Annotated in this window: 20 protein-coding genes; 6 read left to right on the top strand and 14 right to left on the bottom strand. The window is 67.1% G+C overall.

Going from position 1 to position 17,488, the window contains the following annotated elements; translation table 11 throughout:
* Window positions 1-7 precede the first annotated feature (7 nt).
* Entirely contained in the window at window positions 8-910 is a 903-nt protein-coding gene (locus AC0IW9_RS00915; RefSeq protein WP_471646319.1) for a universal stress protein, read from the bottom strand.
* A 469-nt stretch (window positions 911-1,379) separates the two neighbouring features.
* On the opposite strand from AC0IW9_RS00915, the gene AC0IW9_RS00910 reads away from it, so the two are divergent.
* The 3 genes from AC0IW9_RS00910 to AC0IW9_RS00900 all read left to right on the top strand — a co-directional run bounded on the left by AC0IW9_RS00910 (window position 1,380) and on the right by AC0IW9_RS00900 (window position 2,794).
* Window positions 1,380-1,553 (top strand): hypothetical protein, encoded by a 174-nt coding sequence (locus AC0IW9_RS00910; RefSeq protein WP_471646318.1) that lies wholly within the window; start codon window positions 1,380-1,382, stop codon window positions 1,551-1,553.
* Window positions 1,554-1,902: 349 nt separating this feature from the next.
* Complete coding sequence (locus AC0IW9_RS00905) at window positions 1,903-2,136, top strand: hypothetical protein (protein ID WP_471646317.1); 234 nt, start codon at window positions 1,903-1,905, stop codon at window positions 2,134-2,136.
* Window positions 2,137-2,434: 298 nt separating this feature from the next.
* Window positions 2,435-2,794, top strand: coding sequence for a DUF4326 domain-containing protein (locus AC0IW9_RS00900; RefSeq protein WP_471646316.1), 360 nt, complete (start codon window positions 2,435-2,437; stop codon window positions 2,792-2,794).
* 112 nt (window positions 2,795-2,906) lie between these two features.
* Here the strand turns inward: AC0IW9_RS00900 and AC0IW9_RS00895 are convergent, their stop codons facing one another.
* On the bottom strand, window positions 2,907-3,044 hold the full coding sequence (locus AC0IW9_RS00895) for a hypothetical protein (RefSeq protein ID WP_471646315.1): 138 nt from the start codon (window positions 3,042-3,044) through the stop codon (window positions 2,907-2,909).
* A 255-nt stretch (window positions 3,045-3,299) separates the two neighbouring features.
* Here AC0IW9_RS00895 and AC0IW9_RS00890 point away from each other — a divergent pair, with 255 nt between their 5' ends.
* The 3 genes from AC0IW9_RS00890 to AC0IW9_RS00880 all read left to right on the top strand — a co-directional run bounded on the left by AC0IW9_RS00890 (window position 3,300) and on the right by AC0IW9_RS00880 (window position 5,383).
* Window positions 3,300-3,755 (top strand): response regulator, encoded by a 456-nt coding sequence (locus tag AC0IW9_RS00890; protein ID WP_471646314.1) that lies wholly within the window; start codon window positions 3,300-3,302, stop codon window positions 3,753-3,755.
* A gap of 720 nt (window positions 3,756-4,475) precedes the next feature.
* Window positions 4,476-4,841, top strand: a complete 366-nt coding sequence (locus AC0IW9_RS00885) for a helix-turn-helix domain-containing protein (RefSeq protein WP_471646313.1) — start codon at window positions 4,476-4,478, stop codon at window positions 4,839-4,841.
* 179 nt (window positions 4,842-5,020) lie between these two features.
* Complete coding sequence (locus tag AC0IW9_RS00880) at window positions 5,021-5,383, top strand: ImmA/IrrE family metallo-endopeptidase (protein WP_471646466.1); 363 nt, start codon at window positions 5,021-5,023, stop codon at window positions 5,381-5,383.
* Window positions 5,384-6,143: 760 nt separating this feature from the next.
* Here AC0IW9_RS00880 and AC0IW9_RS00875 read toward each other — a convergent pair.
* The 12 genes from AC0IW9_RS00875 to AC0IW9_RS00820 all read right to left on the bottom strand — a co-directional run bounded on the left by AC0IW9_RS00875 (window position 6,144) and on the right by AC0IW9_RS00820 (window position 17,387).
* The gene (locus AC0IW9_RS00875; RefSeq protein WP_471646312.1) at window positions 6,144-6,755 is read right to left on the bottom strand and encodes a hypothetical protein; all 612 of its coding nucleotides are present in this window, start codon (window positions 6,753-6,755) and stop codon (window positions 6,144-6,146) included.
* A complete protein-coding gene (locus tag AC0IW9_RS00870) occupies window positions 6,755-7,249 on the bottom strand; it encodes a hypothetical protein (protein WP_471646311.1) in 495 nt (164 codons plus the stop codon). The genes AC0IW9_RS00875 and AC0IW9_RS00870 overlap by 1 nt, the downstream gene beginning before the upstream one ends.
* 148 nt (window positions 7,250-7,397) lie before the next feature.
* Entirely contained in the window at window positions 7,398-7,841 is a 444-nt protein-coding gene (locus AC0IW9_RS00865; protein ID WP_471646310.1) for a hypothetical protein, read from the bottom strand.
* Window positions 7,841-8,254 carry a hypothetical protein gene (locus AC0IW9_RS00860; protein ID WP_471646309.1) on the bottom strand — a complete coding sequence of 138 codons (414 nt, stop codon included), beginning with the start codon at window positions 8,252-8,254 and terminating at the stop codon, window positions 7,841-7,843. Before AC0IW9_RS00860 ends, AC0IW9_RS00865 begins: the two co-directional genes overlap by 1 nt.
* Window positions 8,235-8,666 (bottom strand): hypothetical protein, encoded by a 432-nt coding sequence (locus AC0IW9_RS00855; RefSeq protein ID WP_471646308.1) that lies wholly within the window; start codon window positions 8,664-8,666, stop codon window positions 8,235-8,237. The genes AC0IW9_RS00860 and AC0IW9_RS00855 overlap by 20 nt, the downstream gene beginning before the upstream one ends.
* On the bottom strand, window positions 8,666-9,583 hold the full coding sequence (locus tag AC0IW9_RS00850) for a hypothetical protein (protein ID WP_471646307.1): 918 nt from the start codon (window positions 9,581-9,583) through the stop codon (window positions 8,666-8,668). The genes AC0IW9_RS00855 and AC0IW9_RS00850 overlap by 1 nt, the downstream gene beginning before the upstream one ends.
* A 45-nt stretch (window positions 9,584-9,628) precedes the next feature.
* Window positions 9,629-10,351 (bottom strand): hypothetical protein, encoded by a 723-nt coding sequence (locus tag AC0IW9_RS00845; protein WP_471646306.1) that lies wholly within the window; start codon window positions 10,349-10,351, stop codon window positions 9,629-9,631.
* 12 nt (window positions 10,352-10,363) lie between these two features.
* On the bottom strand, window positions 10,364-12,925 hold the full coding sequence (locus AC0IW9_RS00840; protein WP_471646305.1) for a sialate O-acetylesterase family protein: 2,562 nt from the start codon (window positions 12,923-12,925) through the stop codon (window positions 10,364-10,366).
* Window positions 12,926-12,942: 17 nt separating this feature from the next.
* Entirely contained in the window at window positions 12,943-13,362 is a 420-nt protein-coding gene (locus AC0IW9_RS00835; RefSeq protein WP_471646304.1) for a hypothetical protein, read from the bottom strand.
* Entirely contained in the window at window positions 13,352-13,783 is a 432-nt protein-coding gene (locus AC0IW9_RS00830; RefSeq protein WP_471646303.1) for a hypothetical protein, read from the bottom strand. The genes AC0IW9_RS00835 and AC0IW9_RS00830 overlap by 11 nt, the downstream gene beginning before the upstream one ends.
* Complete coding sequence (locus AC0IW9_RS00825) at window positions 13,783-14,043, bottom strand: hypothetical protein (RefSeq protein WP_471646302.1); 261 nt, start codon at window positions 14,041-14,043, stop codon at window positions 13,783-13,785. Before AC0IW9_RS00825 ends, AC0IW9_RS00830 begins: the two co-directional genes overlap by 1 nt.
* Window positions 14,043-17,387 (bottom strand): phage tail protein, encoded by a 3,345-nt coding sequence (locus AC0IW9_RS00820; protein WP_471646301.1) that lies wholly within the window; start codon window positions 17,385-17,387, stop codon window positions 14,043-14,045. Before AC0IW9_RS00820 ends, AC0IW9_RS00825 begins: the two co-directional genes overlap by 1 nt.
* Between the last annotated feature and the right edge of the window lie 101 nt (window positions 17,388-17,488).

Here is a 17,488-nt window from a genome sequence, read left to right as displayed (position 1 = left end):
CGGCGTCTCAGTGGGACAGGAAGACCGGTAGCGTCATCTCCCGCAGCAGGGTCCGCGTGACCCCGCCGAGCACCATCTCCCGCAGCCGGGAATGGCCATAGGCACCGACCACCAGCAGGTCCGCCATGGTATCCGCCGCCTGGTTCAGCAGGATCGCGCCCGGCTCGATGCCCCGCGCCTCGGTCCGCTCCACCGCGACGGTGACGCCGTGCCGTGCCAGATGCAGGGCGATATCGGCGCCCGGCTCCTCGCCATGGGCCGCCTCGCCGGCGGCGGGGTTGATGGCGAAGACGGTCACGCTTTCGGCCTGGGCCAGGATGGGCAGCGCATCGTTCAAGGCCCGCGCCGCCTCCCGCCCGGCATTCCAGCCGACCAGCACCTTGTGGCCGATGCTGCCGAACTGCCCGGCATAGGGCACCACCAGCACCGGCCGGCCCGAGGCGAAGATCGCCTGTTCCAGCATCGCGGCCGCATCCGCCTGGCCGCCATCGGGGTCAGGCTGGCCGAGGATGGTCAGATCCGCGTAGCGGGCCTGCATCGCCACCTGGCCGGGGCCAAAACCCTCCACCAGCCGCCATTCGCCCGCCAGCCCCTGCCGCCGCAGGGTCTCGCGGAACACCGTCTCCACCGTGGCCGCCGCCGCCAGCGCATCCTCCCGCATCTGCGCCAGCAGGTCGCCCAGGACGGCAGCGCTGCCATCGCCGGCCATGAGCATCGGCGTCATCACATCGACGACCAGCAGCCCGGTGAGATGCGCATCGTGCCGTCGGGCGAGATCGGCCGCGAGCTTCAGCCGGGTCGCCGATTGCTCGCTGGGGTCCAGGGTGACCAGGATATCCTTGAAACGCATGATGGCCTCCGGCCCCGGGTGCGGGGCGAGGCCGGCCGGATCGCCGGCCTCTGGCGGCATCTTCCGCCTCGCCGGGCACCGAAGCCTTGATCGGCATCAAGCGACCGGATGCCTTTCGCAAAGGATGGGTGGCAGGCGGGTCCGGCCGACCTTCGGCCGGCGTCCAGGTGCGATCCTGCATGCCTGAGGGCGAAGCATCTTCTGCAAGGATGGGACAGTGATTGCCGCATGGGATGGCTGCTGACAGCGGGGGCCGGTTACGGCGACATCGGCACAGTCGGGCCGGAACTCAAAGCAGCCGGGAAAGCCGGATCAACCCGAAGGTACTGCCTAACCGCTATATGGAAGAAGAATGGCGCGCCCGAAGAGAGTGGGTATTTCGCGGTAATCCGCCACTTTCAGACTTCCAACCCGGGCTCCGTTGGCGCCGCGCTTCAATGGCTTGCGGGGCGATTTCCAACCCGTGGAGGCCGGGTTAAACGACACACCGTGACTGGCCCTCAGTGCCATGTTCTCTCTACGTTCCAGCATGGACCTCAACCGAATCGCCATCGAGGCCGAGGCCGATCGCCTCTTCGCCGTGTTCATCCGGATCCGGCTGCTGGCGCAGACCCGGGGCGTCCTGTTTGAAGAAGCGGGTGCGCAGGCCGTGAGCGAGGGGATGGTGGCCGAGGAAGATTGGCTTCTGATCCGCCAAGTCTAGCCTGCCATGTCCCGGCACTTGGACGGCTCGCCGCAGCCGGTGGACCCCGTATGGTACCGCCGGCTGGACTACCTGCACCTGGGCTGCGCCTGCGGCCATCGGGCAGCGCTGCAGATCGGTCCGCTGGCAAGGCGCCATGGCATGGCCCGAGACACAAAGCTGTACCAGATGATCGATCGCATGCGGTGCAGCTGCTGCGGCTCACGGCCAAGCACAGTGGGCGTCAGCCACCGATCCTAGGCGGCTTGGTTTCCATTTGCCTCAGACCGCAGCCGCGCGCCCATACAGAGCGAAACAATTAGGTAAGGCCAGCGCCGCAGCGCATCTTGTCGCAGGGGAAGCCCCTGGAGTGCTGGCCATGCTAATTCTAAGCATAATGCTAGCTTGGCTTGGTTTCACCGCTGCAATCTGTTTGTTGGTGATGGCTGGGTTTCGCTTCTACCAAGGCATCACCGGGGATTATGCATATACAGAAGCGTTCGGCGATCCTGTCGGCGCCGCAATCCTCTACGTGATGATGGCCGCAGTTGCTTGGCTGCTGGGCATGCTGGCAGGGCATTTTGTGGAGGAGGGTGCGCAGTAGCGAGAGGGCCGACCACCCTGCCCGGTGGTGGCCGCTGCGCATGCACTGCAAGCCCAACCCTGGTAGTGCCGCGAGCCTACCAACGGCCCGTTATCAGCTAGCGCGGAAAACTCGGCTTAAGTTATGGGAAACCCGATTACAGTCCAGCGAGCGGATGACCTTGCTGAAGGTCTAATCAAAAACTAAAATGATTGTAAATCTCTTTTCGACATACAGCTTTAGATTGATGACGGATGTTCTCTAAACTATCCGTGGCGAGACCCTACCCCCTTTGGGGCGGTCGGACACGGGGACGGTTGTGTCGGCTCAACCTCAGCGCATTCATCGCCAGCAAACACCTGGCGCAAGGATCCCGCCTCGCACGAAGGTGGTCAGCAGTTCGACGCGATGGGCCAATCCTTGGTCCGTTCGACGAGACGAGCAAGGTTGGTACATTCAGGAGGTGCGCCGCGGCACGATGGTCCGAACCGGCAGCGAAGGCGATGCCCGTGAGCTTTCGCTGATGTACTTCGAGGAATGGGTCACTCCGCAGGCCTCGCTGGTCCGGCAGCAGCTGGGCGGTTGGAACCTGGCCTGCTGGTGCAGGCTGTCGATGCCATGCCATGTCGACGTGCTGCTCGAGATCGCCAATGGCGAACTGCGCTGCGAGGCAGGCTAGGGCTACCGCTTCATCAAGTCGTGGCCAACGGACCCGGCTGGCCTTGAAGAATCGGCCGTCTGCCCCGCTCCCCGCGTCCCATATTACCGCGCCATCAATATGCGATGGCGGATCAAACAGCGACTGGCTCGAAGTTCAGGGGAGAGGCCGAGGCAAGGGCGGTTGCCATCAGCCCGACCGGGATTAGCAGCGCCTCGATGCGGCTGACCGCAACTACGACCAGAAAGCCGATGAGCTCGAGGTCATCCATTACCACATCCTCGCATTACCGCCGGAGTACCCGTCGCCAAGGCTGGACCCTGCCACGCCTTCAGAGGCAGCCAAAGTGGCAATTAAGTATAGGTAGTCCGAATTCACAACGACTTCGTTTCGATAACGTGCTTGGCTCTCACCTGGGAGGGAATGGACCATCGCCGTGGCCTAAAGGGTCCGTCCCCAGCAGATCGCTGTTGAGGCCGACGCTCGCATCGCGTCGGTTGCTGCAATGGCGTTGGGAGGACCGGCCATGCACACCGCTTATCCAAATTCTGAGTGTCCACACCTTCGAGGCAAGCGGATCCTGGTCGTCGAGGACGAGGCTATGGTCGCCATGCTGGTGGAACAGGTGCTGGTCCAGGCTGGAGCTAAGGTCATTGGTCCTGCATGCAGCTTGGATGAAGCGCTGCGGCTGACGGAGATGGCCGCGGCAGAGGGCGGCCTGAGCGCTGCGGTCCTCGACATCAACTTGGCAGGGCAGGCCGTGTGGCCGGTTGCTGACCGCCTGACCGCCCTCGGGGTCCCCTTCGTTTTCGGCACGGGGTACGAAGAAGAGCATAGCACGTCGTTCCATGCGGCGGCGCCGAGATTGCATAAGCCTTTCGACCTCGACGCCTTGCTTGCCGCTGTCGGGCGACTGGTGCCGAAAGGGAACCCGCCGGAAGCGACTATCCCGTCCAAAAGACAGCTTGATCCGGACCCCTGACTGTCATTCGCTCGCCGCGATGGGTCAGAGAGGCTCGGGCCTATCCTTGGCATCTAGCGACCAAGATCGCAGACAGGTGCCGGAGCAAAGGCGGGTTCATCTGAAAATGCGGACTGCTTCAAACCCTACTTTCTGTTGCGCCCGTCGAGCCAGCGATGGACCATAACTAACACCACAGCGATCAGGCTGAGCACGATCCCCACCGCTGCGATCATGAGAAAGTAGTAGACTGCCCGTGGCATCTGCCCAGCATGCGCGCTTCCCATGACGCCTGCATGCCTTGAATTCTGAGACATTCCACAACGGGGCTTGCTTCGAAGCCAGATGCCCCAGCTGCGGCTCTGAAGTCAGCGCCTCTCGCCCTACCGCCGCATGTACCCGGGCAGCTGCTGCTTCTCGATCCACAGATCCATCAGTGGCGTGATGGTCCCAGGCGCACCGAACGAGTTGCCGCTCAGCGGGTAGTTGGCCGTGAACAGGCCGCAGACATGGTTGCCCGGCAGGCATTCGATGCGGGCGCCGCGGTAGGTGTTGATGGAGCGGCCTCAAGGCGCAGGCTTGACGACCTTCCTGATGATGACCGGCCGGGTCGGAGAAGAGGCTACTGCCGGCGCCTGCCGACGCACCTACAATGCGATCTTATGCACCTCCGCACCCATTGACATAACCTCTCAGGTTCCCTAAATGACCTTCGTTCTTATAATCTCGAAGGAACCCGTCATGAGCATCAACCCGTTTGGTAAGGAGGCACGGAAGCTGAGGATCGACCATGATTTGCTGCTGAAGGACGTGGCTGACCGACTGAACGTAAGCTCCACTTTCCTGTCAGCAGTCGAGGCCGGTCGAAAAGCTATTTCGCCAGTGTTAGTCGACCGTATCGCCCAAGCAATGCACCTCAACGAAGAGGAGCACGAGAGACTTCGGAAGGCAGCCGCGTATTCTGTGACTGAACAGAAAATCAACCTAACGCCTTCGATGTCCCCAGCTGCACGTGAAACGGCATCAATGCTTGCGCGCAATTTTGAACACCTGACAGACCAAGACTTCAAGGAGATCCGTGAGATGTTTTCGAGGAAACTGATGTGAGTATCTCGTATCGCGAAGCGCCACCGCTTTCGCTCGCCCGCATCGAGACCATTGCATGGACTTTCAGGACATACATCGGGGCTGATGCGCCATGGCTTGATGTGCAGCGTCTCGCCGAACATGGGTTACATCTGTTGTTCGGTGAAGACGCGCATTTTGAGATAGCAAGTGCACTAGAAATGGGAAGCAATCACGCCTTAGCCGATCCTGACCGCAAGCACATCCTAGTCAGGGAAGACGTATACAACGGCCTTTGCCAAAACAGAGGCCGCGATCGGATGACGATCATGCATGAAATAGGTCATCTTTTCTTGCATTCTGGGGCACGGCTGGCTCGTAGGATGTCTTCAGAGCCCCCGCCGGCGTTCCGCGACCCTGAGTGGCAAGCAAAGGCTTGGGCTGGGGCGGCAATGATGCCGCGAGCGCTGATCCCCGATCCGTCAGGCACATCCGCGGAGTACATAGCGCGGGAGTTCGGGGTTTCTGTCGACGCAGCACGGATACGCTTGGGGCAGCTGAAAAGAATACCAAGCCCGAAGTAAAGCGAGCGATCAGGGCTGCAATCCCTAATCGCTCGTATGAAACCTGATGGGTACTGAGGGGCCGCCCAAAGGTGGCGGCGCCGACTTCGCTCACTGCACAGGTGTCGATATAGACACCCGAGCGTTTGTCGGCAATGCCTGTTTTTGGGCCCCTCGTTCACAGGCGCATTAGCGTCAACCGAAGGACTCAACCGATGAGCACGCCCGCTATACGCACACCGCTCCCTCCTCCCCCGCCGGGGTATCGCTACATTTGGCGCCCGTGGCGCCGGTGCCCTAGCTCCGGCAGGCAGCTGTGGGCTCGGAACTACGGCCTTCGCGCGTGGCCAATCTTGGTTCCCGTGTAGAAAAAAAGGCAGGAACAACCGATCCGCCTAATGGGCGACTAGGTGGCTAAGAGCTGTCCGGCAGTGAAAGCTGCCGGGCAGCTTTCACTCAGTTCCGGGGCATCGGGCGGCCACTCCAATTTCGTTTGGCCACTATCCGTCTAGTGGTGCATGGCGAGCAGACGGAACGCTGCGCGCCTTCGGCAGGTACGGGGCGAATTAACCCGGCGGCGGGTGGAAGCCCCGCATCCATCACCTCCGCATCTCATCTTTCGCCGCGCTGCTTCGCTACCCACACAGCCGGGCGCCAGTCTCTTTCGCAGCCAGGATTGCCCGAGCCATCTCCGCGGTCAGCACATCCTCGGCCGCCACATACATCGGCCGGGCGGCGAGGCCGAATTGCAGAAGGGGCACCCCGCAGGACGCCCCTCCATTCACCCGCCCCTCGCCGCCCGCAGACTAGCTTCGTTCAGATCCTCCGTCGTGCCTCCCGTCACCACCGTCCCGCTCGGTTGGTTGATGATCGCCGGGGCCTGGGCACGAGCCAGAGCCGGCGCCTGCCGCGCAAGCTGGTCCAGCCGTTGGTTGGCCGCCTGGCTGGCGGTACTGTTGCCATAGAAGAACTGGATGATGCCGCCGAGGATGCCGGAGACGCCGGCGAGGACCGTGGCATAGAATTCGGACGAGCCGTACGGCAGGCCATAGATGGCCATGCGCAGGATCATGAAGCCCCAGACGGATAGGATGATGCCGCCGCCTGTCACCTGGGCGATGGCGATCAGCCGCGACTGCAGGGTCATCGCCCGGGCGTTCACCATCTCCTCATTCTCGGCCCGGCGCTGCTCGACCGCAATTTCCGCCAAGCGGATCTGCAGCTCGGCGCGCTTTTCCGGCGGCAGGTTGGCGATCGCTGCCGGGTCGGTGCTGCCGGTGACGGCCTGCACCACGGAGACTGCCTGGGCAGCGACGGCCGAGGCCTTCGAGCCACCTAGCCATTCGGCTAGGGTGGGGGCGAGCTGGAGGATGGCGGGCAGGAGCGCGAGCATTACACGGCCTCCGACGCAGCAGCCGCTGCAGCCCACCGGCCGGGCCAGAACTCGGGGTGCGGCCGGCCTGGCCGCCAGTTGCGGAGATAGACCTGCCACCCCCCGGTCTGCTCGGCCGGCAGCGGCGTTGGATCAGCCCAAAGCAGCATCCGCGCAAAGGCACACGCCAGCACATCATTCTGCTCCAGCGCCACATGCACGCTCATCGGGTCGGCCGGCACCAGCAGCGAATCGCAGACCGCCTGCGCCGCCTTGGCCGTGGCGCGATGCTGCAGCACCCCCGCCACCCCACCGCCGCGTTCGAACTGCCAAAGTCCACGGGCAGCCCCCTTCCCACCCCCGGCGATCACCTGGGCGCGGGCACGGAAGCCGCTCTCCTGCCCGGCAATAGCCAGCAGCATAACCCCTGCGCGTCGGTCGCTGCGAATGCCGAGCGTCGCCAACCAATCGAGCGTGGGCGCGACAATGAGCCGCAGCGCCAGGGAGGCGTCCATGGAAATCTCCAGCTTGTGAGAAATGCCGCTTTGCCCGGGCGGCGCGGGGTGGGCATGCTCGACGTGCTGCGGGGGCCATCCCCGGCAATCGCCAGGCCCGCAGCACAAGCCGCCGGTGACCCCCTGCAGGGTCCCGGCGGTTTTCGTTTCAGCCCTTGGGCATATCGAAGGGCGGCAGCGGTGGCGCGTCTTCCAGCGGACCGGGCCATGCCGGCGGCTCGACGCTGTAGAGCCTCGCCATGCTCTCCGCCGTCTGCCGCGCCGCCCGGGCCGCGCTCAGCGCCTGCATGAGCTGGATACGCCAGGTGTACGCGAGGTCGTACCAGCGCCGCGCCACGTCCCAACCGCGGTAGCGATCGGCATTCGTGGTGATGAGCAGCGCCTGGCAGCGCTCGAGGTCAATGCGCTGGTCAGCGATGATCTTGTCGCGCTGCCCGGCCAGCATCTGCAGCTGCTTGTCCTCGGCCGCCTCGCGCGCATCCTCGCGCTTGTCGTATCGGCCGGTCCTGTAAAGGTAGATTTGCCACCCCGCCATTGAGACCGGGGTCAGGATGGAGATGAGCGCCGTTAGCCAAGGCGGGATGTCCGGCATCACCCACGGCGCCCGGCCAAGCGAGCCATGCTCACGAGATTACTGACGGCGAAAACGGCGTAGAGGCCCCAGGACGGTGCGCCAGGATCCACCTGCACGATGCTGATGGTGAGCATCGTCCACCATGCGGCAAGGGTGAAGGCACCGCACCAGCGCGCCGGATAGTGGCCGGAGAGCAGAGCAGCCATCTGGGACAGTCCAAGTGCCACGCCGGAGAACTCCCAAAAATGCGTCCCGGCGAGAGCCCCCAACACGGTGAAGCTGGGACGGCTGGTGACGTCACCAGCGCCGATGATCGTAATCACGGACCAAAGGGCGGCGGCGGCGCCCGACCAGGCTTCGGACCAGAAGGGCGTCCGCTGGAAATAGTCGAGAGCGGTGTAGGCAGCGCGCCTAGCGGTACGGATGGGCATGGCGATGGCGCCTCACATGTGCGTCCACCGGCCGGGCGACCTTGATCGTCGCGGCCAGCGCCAGCAGGGCATAGGTCCCTGCCCCGGTGCCGATCGGGTTGGCCTGGAAGACGCAGAGCGCCACCAAGCCGTGCCAGGCGCTCAGGATGACGGTGGAGGCGACCCAGAACGGCCAGGAGCGTGTCCACCACGCCGAGCCGCCGAGCACCGCCACAAGCCCGCTGGCAATGGCCCAGGCGTGCTCCGACGCCACCGCGGCCATGCCTGCGAAGGCACCGCCGCCGGTGGCGAAGGTGTCCCCGTGCCAGGACAGCACGAGGCAGAACCAAGCCGGCACGGCGGATACGATCAGGTGCAGCACGGCCCAGCCGTCGCGGGTGAGCTCGCGGAGGGAGTGCCGGACGAAGATCATCAGCCGAGCTTGCGGTACGACGCCGCATGCACGGTGAAGATCTGATCGCCGGTCTGCGCCTGCGCTGCCCAGGCCGGCTGGGTGCCAACCCCGAGGCAGCCATCGCAGGCGCCGCCGTCCGCCTTTTCCCGCGGCACATGCTCGGTGAATCGGGCCTTCTCGACGCCATCGACCTTGATGACGATCAGGTCGCGGGACCAGGTCGTCTCATAGACGTGGCGCTCATCGGCCCGGATGCCGGCCAGCCACTTCATTTCCGACTGGTCGTGCCCGGTGTGGCCGTCCCAGTGCAGCGTGGCGATGGCATTGCCGTCGAAGTCGTTTTCGACGATGTCGATTTCCCAGCGCCACACGTCATCCGCCGGCCAGATGCAGGCGAACTTGCCGGGGGCGTTGGACTTCGAGCCGGAGAGCTCCAGCGTGTAGACGCCATAGCCCTGGCCGTCCTCCTTCGGCTTCTGCATGACCCCGGACGGGGAGAAGCCCTCGCCGGCCCAGGATGCGACATCGACCTGGCCGTCGTGCTCCCAGACGCGCCCGTAGTGATGCCGCAGCTTGTCCAGGCCGGCCCAGACCTGCACGCCAGCGGCCGGCACTGTGGCGACCGGCGGCTTGATCTCGACCGGCGCTGGGCCCTCGGCCGGCTTCGGGCTGGCATCGGGCGTCGGCGCCGGGATCTCCGGCCCTTCACGGGTGCCGTCCGAGTAGATCCGGATCTCCACCCAGCGGCCGGTCGCCTTGAAGTAGGCCTGCGTCGCCAGGCCAGTGAGGGTCCAATCGACCGCTTCTCCGACCGGCGCGGACGGCTTGACCACCGGCGCCGGCGGTCCAGCCGCGGGAGGGGTGGCCAGCGCGGTGGACAGGGTGTCGATGGCAAGACGTGCGGCCGCAAGCGCCGCCGAGACTGCGGGATCCATGGGGTGCCTTTCGTGGGGTGGAAGGTAGCTGGCGCCGTGGGGGCGCTAGACGGTGATGCCGCGCTCGGCCATGCGGGCGGCGATATACGTCCGCAGGGTCTGCAGCTGGGTCAGGGTCAGCGCCTGGCCGTAGAGGGCGCACAGCGCGATCTGCGACATGCCGCCGGCGGTACCGCCGAGCACCGAGCCAGTGCGAAAGCCGGGCGCCGCCAGGGCCCGAGCATTCGTGGCGTCGGCCGTGGCCGCTGAGGTCCCATCGGTTAGGTTGTAGAGGATGACGCCGACCCCGGCCTGGGCGACTGCGGCATAGAGGCGCCAAGCGGCGAAGCCGGCGGCGATGTTCAGCGTCGCGGTGCGAACGGTCTTCACGCCCCCGACGGTCCAGTAGGCCGAAGCCCGCAGCACCGTCGCGCCACCGCCATAAATCGAGAGCCCGTCATTGCCATAGCCGCCCGGGGCGATGCGGCTGGCGCCGGCAGCCTGGGTGTCGTCGCTGCGCGCCACGAACAGCATGGTGCAGTCGCCGGTCTCAGCAATCGCATCGGTCAGGTAGTTTGCCGCGCCCAGCAGGTTGGCATAGGTGGGCTGGACGTCCGGGGCGCCGACGGCGACCGCTGCCGGCAGCCCGGCCGCGGCGAGGTTGCGGCGGCTGCGCGCCAGGTTGGAGCCCAGGCGATGCCAGACCAGCAGGTTGGACCGGATCGGCGGAGCTTCGCGGATTGGGTCGAGCGTCGCCGTCACGCCGACGGGCGAGAATGAAAGCGCCATGCGTTGGGTCTCCTAAGCCGCCACGGCGGCGCGCTGGAAGCAGCAGAGCCAGTTGTCGGCCGGGTATGGCTTATCGACGAGCGCCGCGACGTTCTCGGTCGCCGCCATGCCCGCGGCGACGGTGTAGCGGTAGGGCAGCACCGTCGCGTCGCTGTCGCGGACGCAGGTATTGCCCAGCACCGTCTGCCGCCTGCCCGCATAGAGCGTCGGCGCGACCAGCACCCGGTCGAAGCGGATGCGGATCACGGCATCGGCGACGACGTCGACCGCCGTGATGGTCGGGGTGCCGAGGCTGTCCGCGACCTCGAAGCCCTTGGTCGCATAGTCCGTGGCGGCATTCAGGACATAGGGCAGGCCGAAGCGGACCGGCGGCGCCGGCACATGCAGAACGAGCAGGATCTCGTTGCCGCGGTAGAGGATGGCGATCGGCGAGAGCGGCTTCCACCTCAGCCGCTGCACCAGCACGCGGAACATGACCTTGCCGAACTGGCAGCCGAGCCAGCGAAAGCCGTTGGCGTCGAGGTGGATGCCCTTCTCGGTGTAGGGGTAGAGCGGCCCCACCATAAAGGCGTCGGGCTCCTCCTCGCTGAACTCGAGCTGCGCCTGGCCGATGCGGATATCCTTCGGCGCCGGGTCCGGGGGATAGGTGACCCCGTAGCCCGAGGTCTGCGCTATGAAGAAGGCCGCGGTCCGCGCCTGGCCGAACTTGGCCACGGCGACGTCGGCATGCAGATCCGCCCGCAGCTGCCGCACCGCCGCTTTCCAGGCCGCCGCATCGGTGCCGGCCGAATAGTCGTCCTCGCCCTGGATATAGCCGGTGGCGACATGCCGGACCGCGCCGCCGGTCAGCGCCTGCGCCTTGGTCCCGGCGTCGACCAAGCGGCCGTAGAGGCCCGGCGTGGCGCCTTTCGACAGCTGCGCGATCGTCGTGCCGGAGACGCCGCAGACCGCGGTGATGAGCTGGCGGGTCGCATCAGTCGCCTGGTTCAGCTGGTCGAGCCAGAGCCGCTTGAGGGTATTGGCTGCCGAGACCGCCGGCGACTGTCCCAGGTTCGCGGCGCTGGCCGGGTCGAGCGCGGCGATCTGCGCCGGGTTCAGCACGCCGCCGGTGCCGTCCATGACGGTGCCGACCATCGGCTTGAGAGCCAGGGTGCCAACCTGGGCATAGGTGGTTGCCGTCTCGGTGCCGGGCATGACAGCATCGCCGATCATCAGGTTGCCCAGCGTCTGCACGGTATCGAGGGCGGGGAAGCCCTGCTTGGCCATCAGGTTGGACTGCCCCATCCAGGCGGCCAGGCCATAGGCAAGGTCGAAGGGCTGGGCCCCGGTGACCGGCTGCCCCATGACGGCGGCCCGCTGGCCGAGCGCCCAGGCGTTCCACTGCCGAATCTCGTCCGTGCTGAAGGCCGGCCGGACGACGGTCGGGGTGCCATCCGTGGCGACGGTCAGGACGTCGGCGCCGTCACTGGTGGCGATGGCCCGGGTGCCGTCCGCCCGATGCAGCAGCACCAGGCCGCCGCCGGCGAGGTAGCCGGGGCCCGCGTCCAGGAGGACGCCGCCGGCGCCGTCGTCGATTGCGAAGCCTGCCCCGCCGTCGTCCCGGGCGAGTGCCCCCTCGAGGACCGTCCCGCCGCGGACCGGATCAAGCTCGATCCCGCGCGAGCCGTCCGCTGTTTCCAGCCGGGCCGATCCGGCGTTGGTCCCCTCCCGCAGCGTGCTGGACCCGATGCGCTGGGTCTTGCCATCGCCGGAAAGGGTCCGCAGCACGCCGCCGTGGCCATCGGTGAATTCCTCCGCATCCGGATTGTCGGAGGCGGCAGCAACGACGCTGGTCAGGTTCTGCGCGTTGGCCGCGCTCGTCGCCGCCGCGGCTTCGCTGGTCTGCGCCAGGATCCGCGCGGCGTCCGCCGCCGCCTGGCTCGCGGCAGCGGCCGCCGCCTTGGCGTCGGCGGTAGCCCGGGCTTGCTCGGTCGCTGTCCGGTCGGTCGCCACCGCGCCCCGGTCGGCGGCGACGGCTTCGACCATGGGGCCGACCGCCTCCTCCCCAGCGCTGCCTGCCGCGGCCATGAGGCTTTCGCCAGTGATATGCCGGGCCTGCTCGTCTTGGACGCCGACCAGCTTCAGGCCCGGGAGGCTTGCGGCTTCAGGCGTCCGATCGGCTCGGACCATGGTCAGCAAGCCGCCCTCCGGCAGGACCAGAGGCAGGCCGGTCTCGTCGACAAGAATCGGGCCGGTCGGGAGGGCTGGAGACAGCGCCGAGCCGGTGACGGTGACCGGCAAGTCCGGCGTCGCGGCGCCGTCGCAGGCCGCCCGGAAGCGCCACTGGCCGCCCTGGTCTAGGAGGAGGGTGTAGAGCCAGACCCCGGTCCCGCTGGCGTCCATGGTACCGGCCGGGACGGCCAGCTCGACCCCGTCCGGCCGGGAGATCAGCAGCGCGGCGCCGCTGACCGCCACGGGCGCGCCGCCGGCATTGGCAAACGCGAGGCGCAGGGTCAGCGCGGCGTTGACGACGACCGGCGGCGGCAGGGGATCGGTCAGGCCCTCGATCGAGAGCGCGGCGCGGACGAATGCCATGGGCGGGGATCCTTGGGCTAAGGCGAGGGCCAGGGGATGCCACTGGCGGCGGCGGCGACCTCGGCTGGCGTGCCGGCAGCCTCGACCCGCAGCTTGGCGCCGCGGCGGAGGGCCTTGATCAGCGACCCGGTCGACTGCCAGGCGTCGGCCTGGGCGACGACCTGCTGCGCGGCCTCGAGCAGGGTGACGGTGATGCCGACCTCGGCGAAGGCGGTCATCTCGGCGACGACGAAGGGATAATCGGCGGAATCCAGCGTGGCGCCGGCGGCGACCGCGGCGACGGCAGCCCGGCCTTCGGCTTCGGTCGCCTGGTATTCCAGCGCCTGCCCGGCGCCGCCGGTGACGAAGGCCAGGCGCGCCGCCTCGGCCTCGGTGTCGATCCGGACCAGGGCCGCCGCCTTGATCGCCGCCAGGGGCGGGCCGAGGTCAAACCGCATGGATGGTGCCCCGCCAGGCGAGATAGGCCGGCGCGGCCTCGATCGTGATCTCGATCGCGCCGGCGACCGTGCTGGTCAGGACGATCTCGCCGTCCGCGACATCGATCGCGCTGCTATTGGTCGAGCTGCGGACCAGGACCCGGCAGGGCTCCGGCAGGCCGGTGATGACGGCCTCGGCGATGCCGTCCGCGGCGATGGTGGTCGCGCTGATCGTCGGCGCCGGCATGGCCTCCCGCGGCACGACGACGCCGTCGAGGATCCGGAAGGCGGCGGGCGCGGCGGCGACGGCGGCATAGGCCGCCTCATCCTCGAGCCAGGCGACCGCGAAGCCGGGCATGGCCTCCTGCGCCTCGACATCGGCCTCGGGGCAGAGGCCGGCGCCGATGATCAGGCCGTCGCGGAGAATGGCGAAGTACCGCATCACTTCTTGGCCCGCATGACAGAAAGCCGCGAGATGCCCTCGACCGTGGCGGAGTTGAAGCGATCGGTCGCCGCCCCATAGGTCGCATTGTACTTCGACCCGACGACGAACCAGAGCGCATAGATATAGGTGCCGGGTGCCAGCTCCTCGACATAGCTGAAGCCATTCTTGACCCAGCCGACGAAAGACCACTCCGCACCGTTGTGGCGCATGAGCGCGATGCCGTAGCTGTTGACGAAGAGGTCGGTCGGTATCGCCATTATTCTGCGCCTCCCCCGCCGCCGCCACCATCGCCGCCACCGCCCGCGCCACCGCCGCCGCCGTCGATCAGCAGGGTGGCGACCCGCGTCTCGTTCGGATTGCAGACGATCAGCACGCGGCCGTCGGACGTGCCGCCGGGGATGCTGACGCCGACGGATACCAGGCCGACGACGGCATAGCCGTAACTGCTCGGCCCGGACTGGGTGACGTTGTTGTAGGTCGACACGGTCGCCAGGCTGGTGACTGCCGAGCCAGTGATCTTCTCGGTACCGACGACCAGGTTCCGGACCTGGATGCTGTCGGAGATGATCTCCTCCGCCGCCAGGTGATATGCCCGCAATTCGTGCGCCGCGATCTCGGCCGCGCGCAGGCCGCCGAAGGAGCCGATGCCGGCGCGCAGGCTGTTGAAAGTGCCTGCGTCGGCGAAGAGAGCATCCGTGTTGACCTGCTCGGCGGTGACGGTGCGCGTGCGAAGCTGCCCGCCAGAGATCTCGGTCACGCCACCGGCCGCCCAGGCGCCGACCTCGGTCGCGTGGGGCGGCGCTGCGCCGATCGCCGTCTTGGTGAAGAACAGGATCGGGTTGCTGCCGCCAGTGCCGACCAGCTGGATGCGGAGGATCGCCGTCGCCGTCCCGGCCGGCGCAGTGCCGAGCAGGGTATGCTGAGCGAAGTCGGCATCCCGGCCCCCGCCGCCCGGCGCCGTCGTCCCGTTGGAGGTCAACCGGGAAATCTCGAGGCCGGCGCTGTTGCAGAAGATGATGCTGATCACCGCGGCGCAGCGGTTCGTCCCGATGGCCGCACGCGCCTGGACGACGTCGCCCGGAGAGAAGGGAACGCCGGCGATGCCGGCGACCGGCCGCCAGTCTGCATAGGCGCCGGAGCCGACCGGGACGACCACGGTCGGCAGCCAGAGGAAGCCGGAGCCGAGACCGGAGAGGCTATAGGCGCCGAACCCGCCGCTGTAGGATGAGCCGAAGGCGAGGGCCGGGGTGCTGCCGTAGGCGGCCCCGATCCAGCCATCGGTCGTCCGGGTGAGCGTGCTGTTCCAAATGACGTTGCTGTCGCCGACGGCCAGATGCGACGTGTTGACCTGGCCCGCCGCGATCTTGGCCGCGAGGATGCTGTTATCGAGCAGCTTGGCCGCGTCGAGGTCGTTGATTTGCTCGTCGGTCAGCGTGCCGCCCGGGCCGAGGCCGGACACGGTCCGCCGCCAGACGCCGCCCTCGCGAGTGTAGAGCTTGCCGTCCTCCATATTGGTGGCAACCGTGCCGTCCGGCATGTCGACCGAAAGGTCCTCGATCAGCTCGATCGGCTTGATGTTGCTGGCGAACTTGGCGGTCGTCAGGATGGCGTTGCCGATATCGTCGGTCAGCAGGAAGGACGAGGTCCCCTCGACCGGCCCGGCGAAGCCTGAGACGTTCCCGCTCCGATCCCGCGCCCGGACCCAGTAATGCCGCGTCGTGTCGGGCGGCAGGCCGGTGCGGAGGAAGACGCTGGCCCGGGTTTCGCCGATCAGCACCCGCGATCCGGGCGTCGGGTTCGCGCCCTCGTAGACCTCGATCGCGGCCAGGTCGCGCTCCGGCGGCATGGCCCAGGAGACCGCCACCCCGCGCAGGACGCCGGAGGTCGCCAGGCTGCCGGGGACGGATGGCGGGGTGACGTCGGCGCCGGCGGTCGGGGTGGCCAGGGCGGACCAGAGGCCCCGCGACAGACCGGTGACCCCGCGGACCCGGACGTTGTAGGCCTGGCCGGAGATGACCGGCTCCAGCACCGCGAAAAGCACCGGCATGGCGACGTCGCGCGACAGCCATTCGCCGCCGGGGACCTGCCACTGGACCTCATGCGCGAGAACGAAGGGATTGGCGGCGGCCGCCCAGGCAACGTCGAGGGCCGGCGCGACGGTGCCGTCCGCCTGCAGGGCGGTGGAGACGGTGACGCTGACCCATTCGGGCGCCGGAATCGAGAGCGGGTCGACGAGCGTCGTATTCGGGTTGTCGGGGACGCCGATCGCCGCGTCATAGAGCCAGGCGTAAGCCGCGATCTGCTCCTCGGTGAGGGTCAGGGTGACCGTCGCGTCGGAGGGGTTGAAGGTGAAGGCCGAGATCCGGAAGGGCTTCGCCGCCCAGCCGAAGTCCGGGAGGGTGACGGCGATGGTCTGCCAGATCGAGAACTGGATCGCGGCGTAGCGGACCGGCACCTTCAGGGTCAGCGGGTTCCGCATGCGATAGAGGGTCTGCCGCGCCAGGCGCTGCGCCCGGGTCGCATCGTCGACGAAGACCAGCTCGACCTCGCGCCAGATCTCCTCGCCGTCGGCGGCGACCCCGGCGGGATCCTGGAACTGCGGGTATTCGGAGGCCTGGAAGAAGCGGGCCGGGTCGATGAAGGTCCCGCGGACGCCGTTGAACAGCTCGGCGCGCGACGGCATGGTCTGCAGCTCGACCGGGCCGGCGAAGTCGCTCGGGCCGAGGGAGGCCGAGGGGCTGATATAGGCCCCGCCGTGCAGCCGGTACTGGCCGGAGACGTAGACCAGGGCGCCCGCGCCGGCGGCGAGCATCTTCTCCATGATGTCGATTGGCACCTCGTCGAGGGTGAAGGTGCCGTTGACGGTGTAGCGGGTCTGAGTGACCGAGCCGTCGGCGTTCAGCGGGACCTGCTCGTCGCTGAGATTGGCCGCCGCGATGAAGCTGTCGGCGTCCAGCTCGTCGCCGGCGCAGGCCAGGCCATGGGCGCCGGTGAGATAATCGAGAATGCAAAGCGCCCAGTTAATCGAATAGCCGGAAGTCCCGGAGCGCGGATCGAAGATATTGTTTTTCCCGCGGACGGTGGCCGCGATATTCGGAATGCCGCTGAATATGTCGCGGTCATAGATCAGCCGGACATGCAAATACGCAATGCCGCGCAGGATATGGGTCGCGTCCCATCCGTCCGGGCTTTCCGCGATCAGGCTTGGATCCGCGGCGACCTGATCGCCGAGATAAATGCCAAAGCCGGCCTTGCCCGCATATTTGCCGAAGACGACCTGCCCGGCGTCGATATCGGTCAGCGGGACCTCGGTATCGTCGATCCAGAGCGTCTCGACCGCGTCGATCGGATGCCCGGCCAGGGCGACGACCAGGTGCAGGACGCTTTGATCCTCGCCAGAAGAGAAAGCGTAGAGGATTGGCCCGGAGACTTTCTGCCGGCCATAGATGATTCGGCGCGGCGAAATCGGCGAGCGGACGAGCTGCTTCTGATCGGTCGCCGAGTTGTCGAGCGTGGCTGCCTTCGCCTTGGGCGCGGTCGAGGAGAACAGCATACCGAGGCCCATGGCGACGACCGAGCCGATGACGGTGCCCGCTATCAACGCGCCGGTTGCTCCCAAGAGAGCGATAACGGCTGGCGCAGCGGCCACGGCGTAGGTCGCCACAGCGGCCACGACAGCGATTAAGAGTGGCGGCATTGCGC

It is taken from the genome of Belnapia sp. AC561, from assembly GCF_979252845.1.
This window is presented reverse-complemented; position numbering and strand designations above follow the sequence as displayed.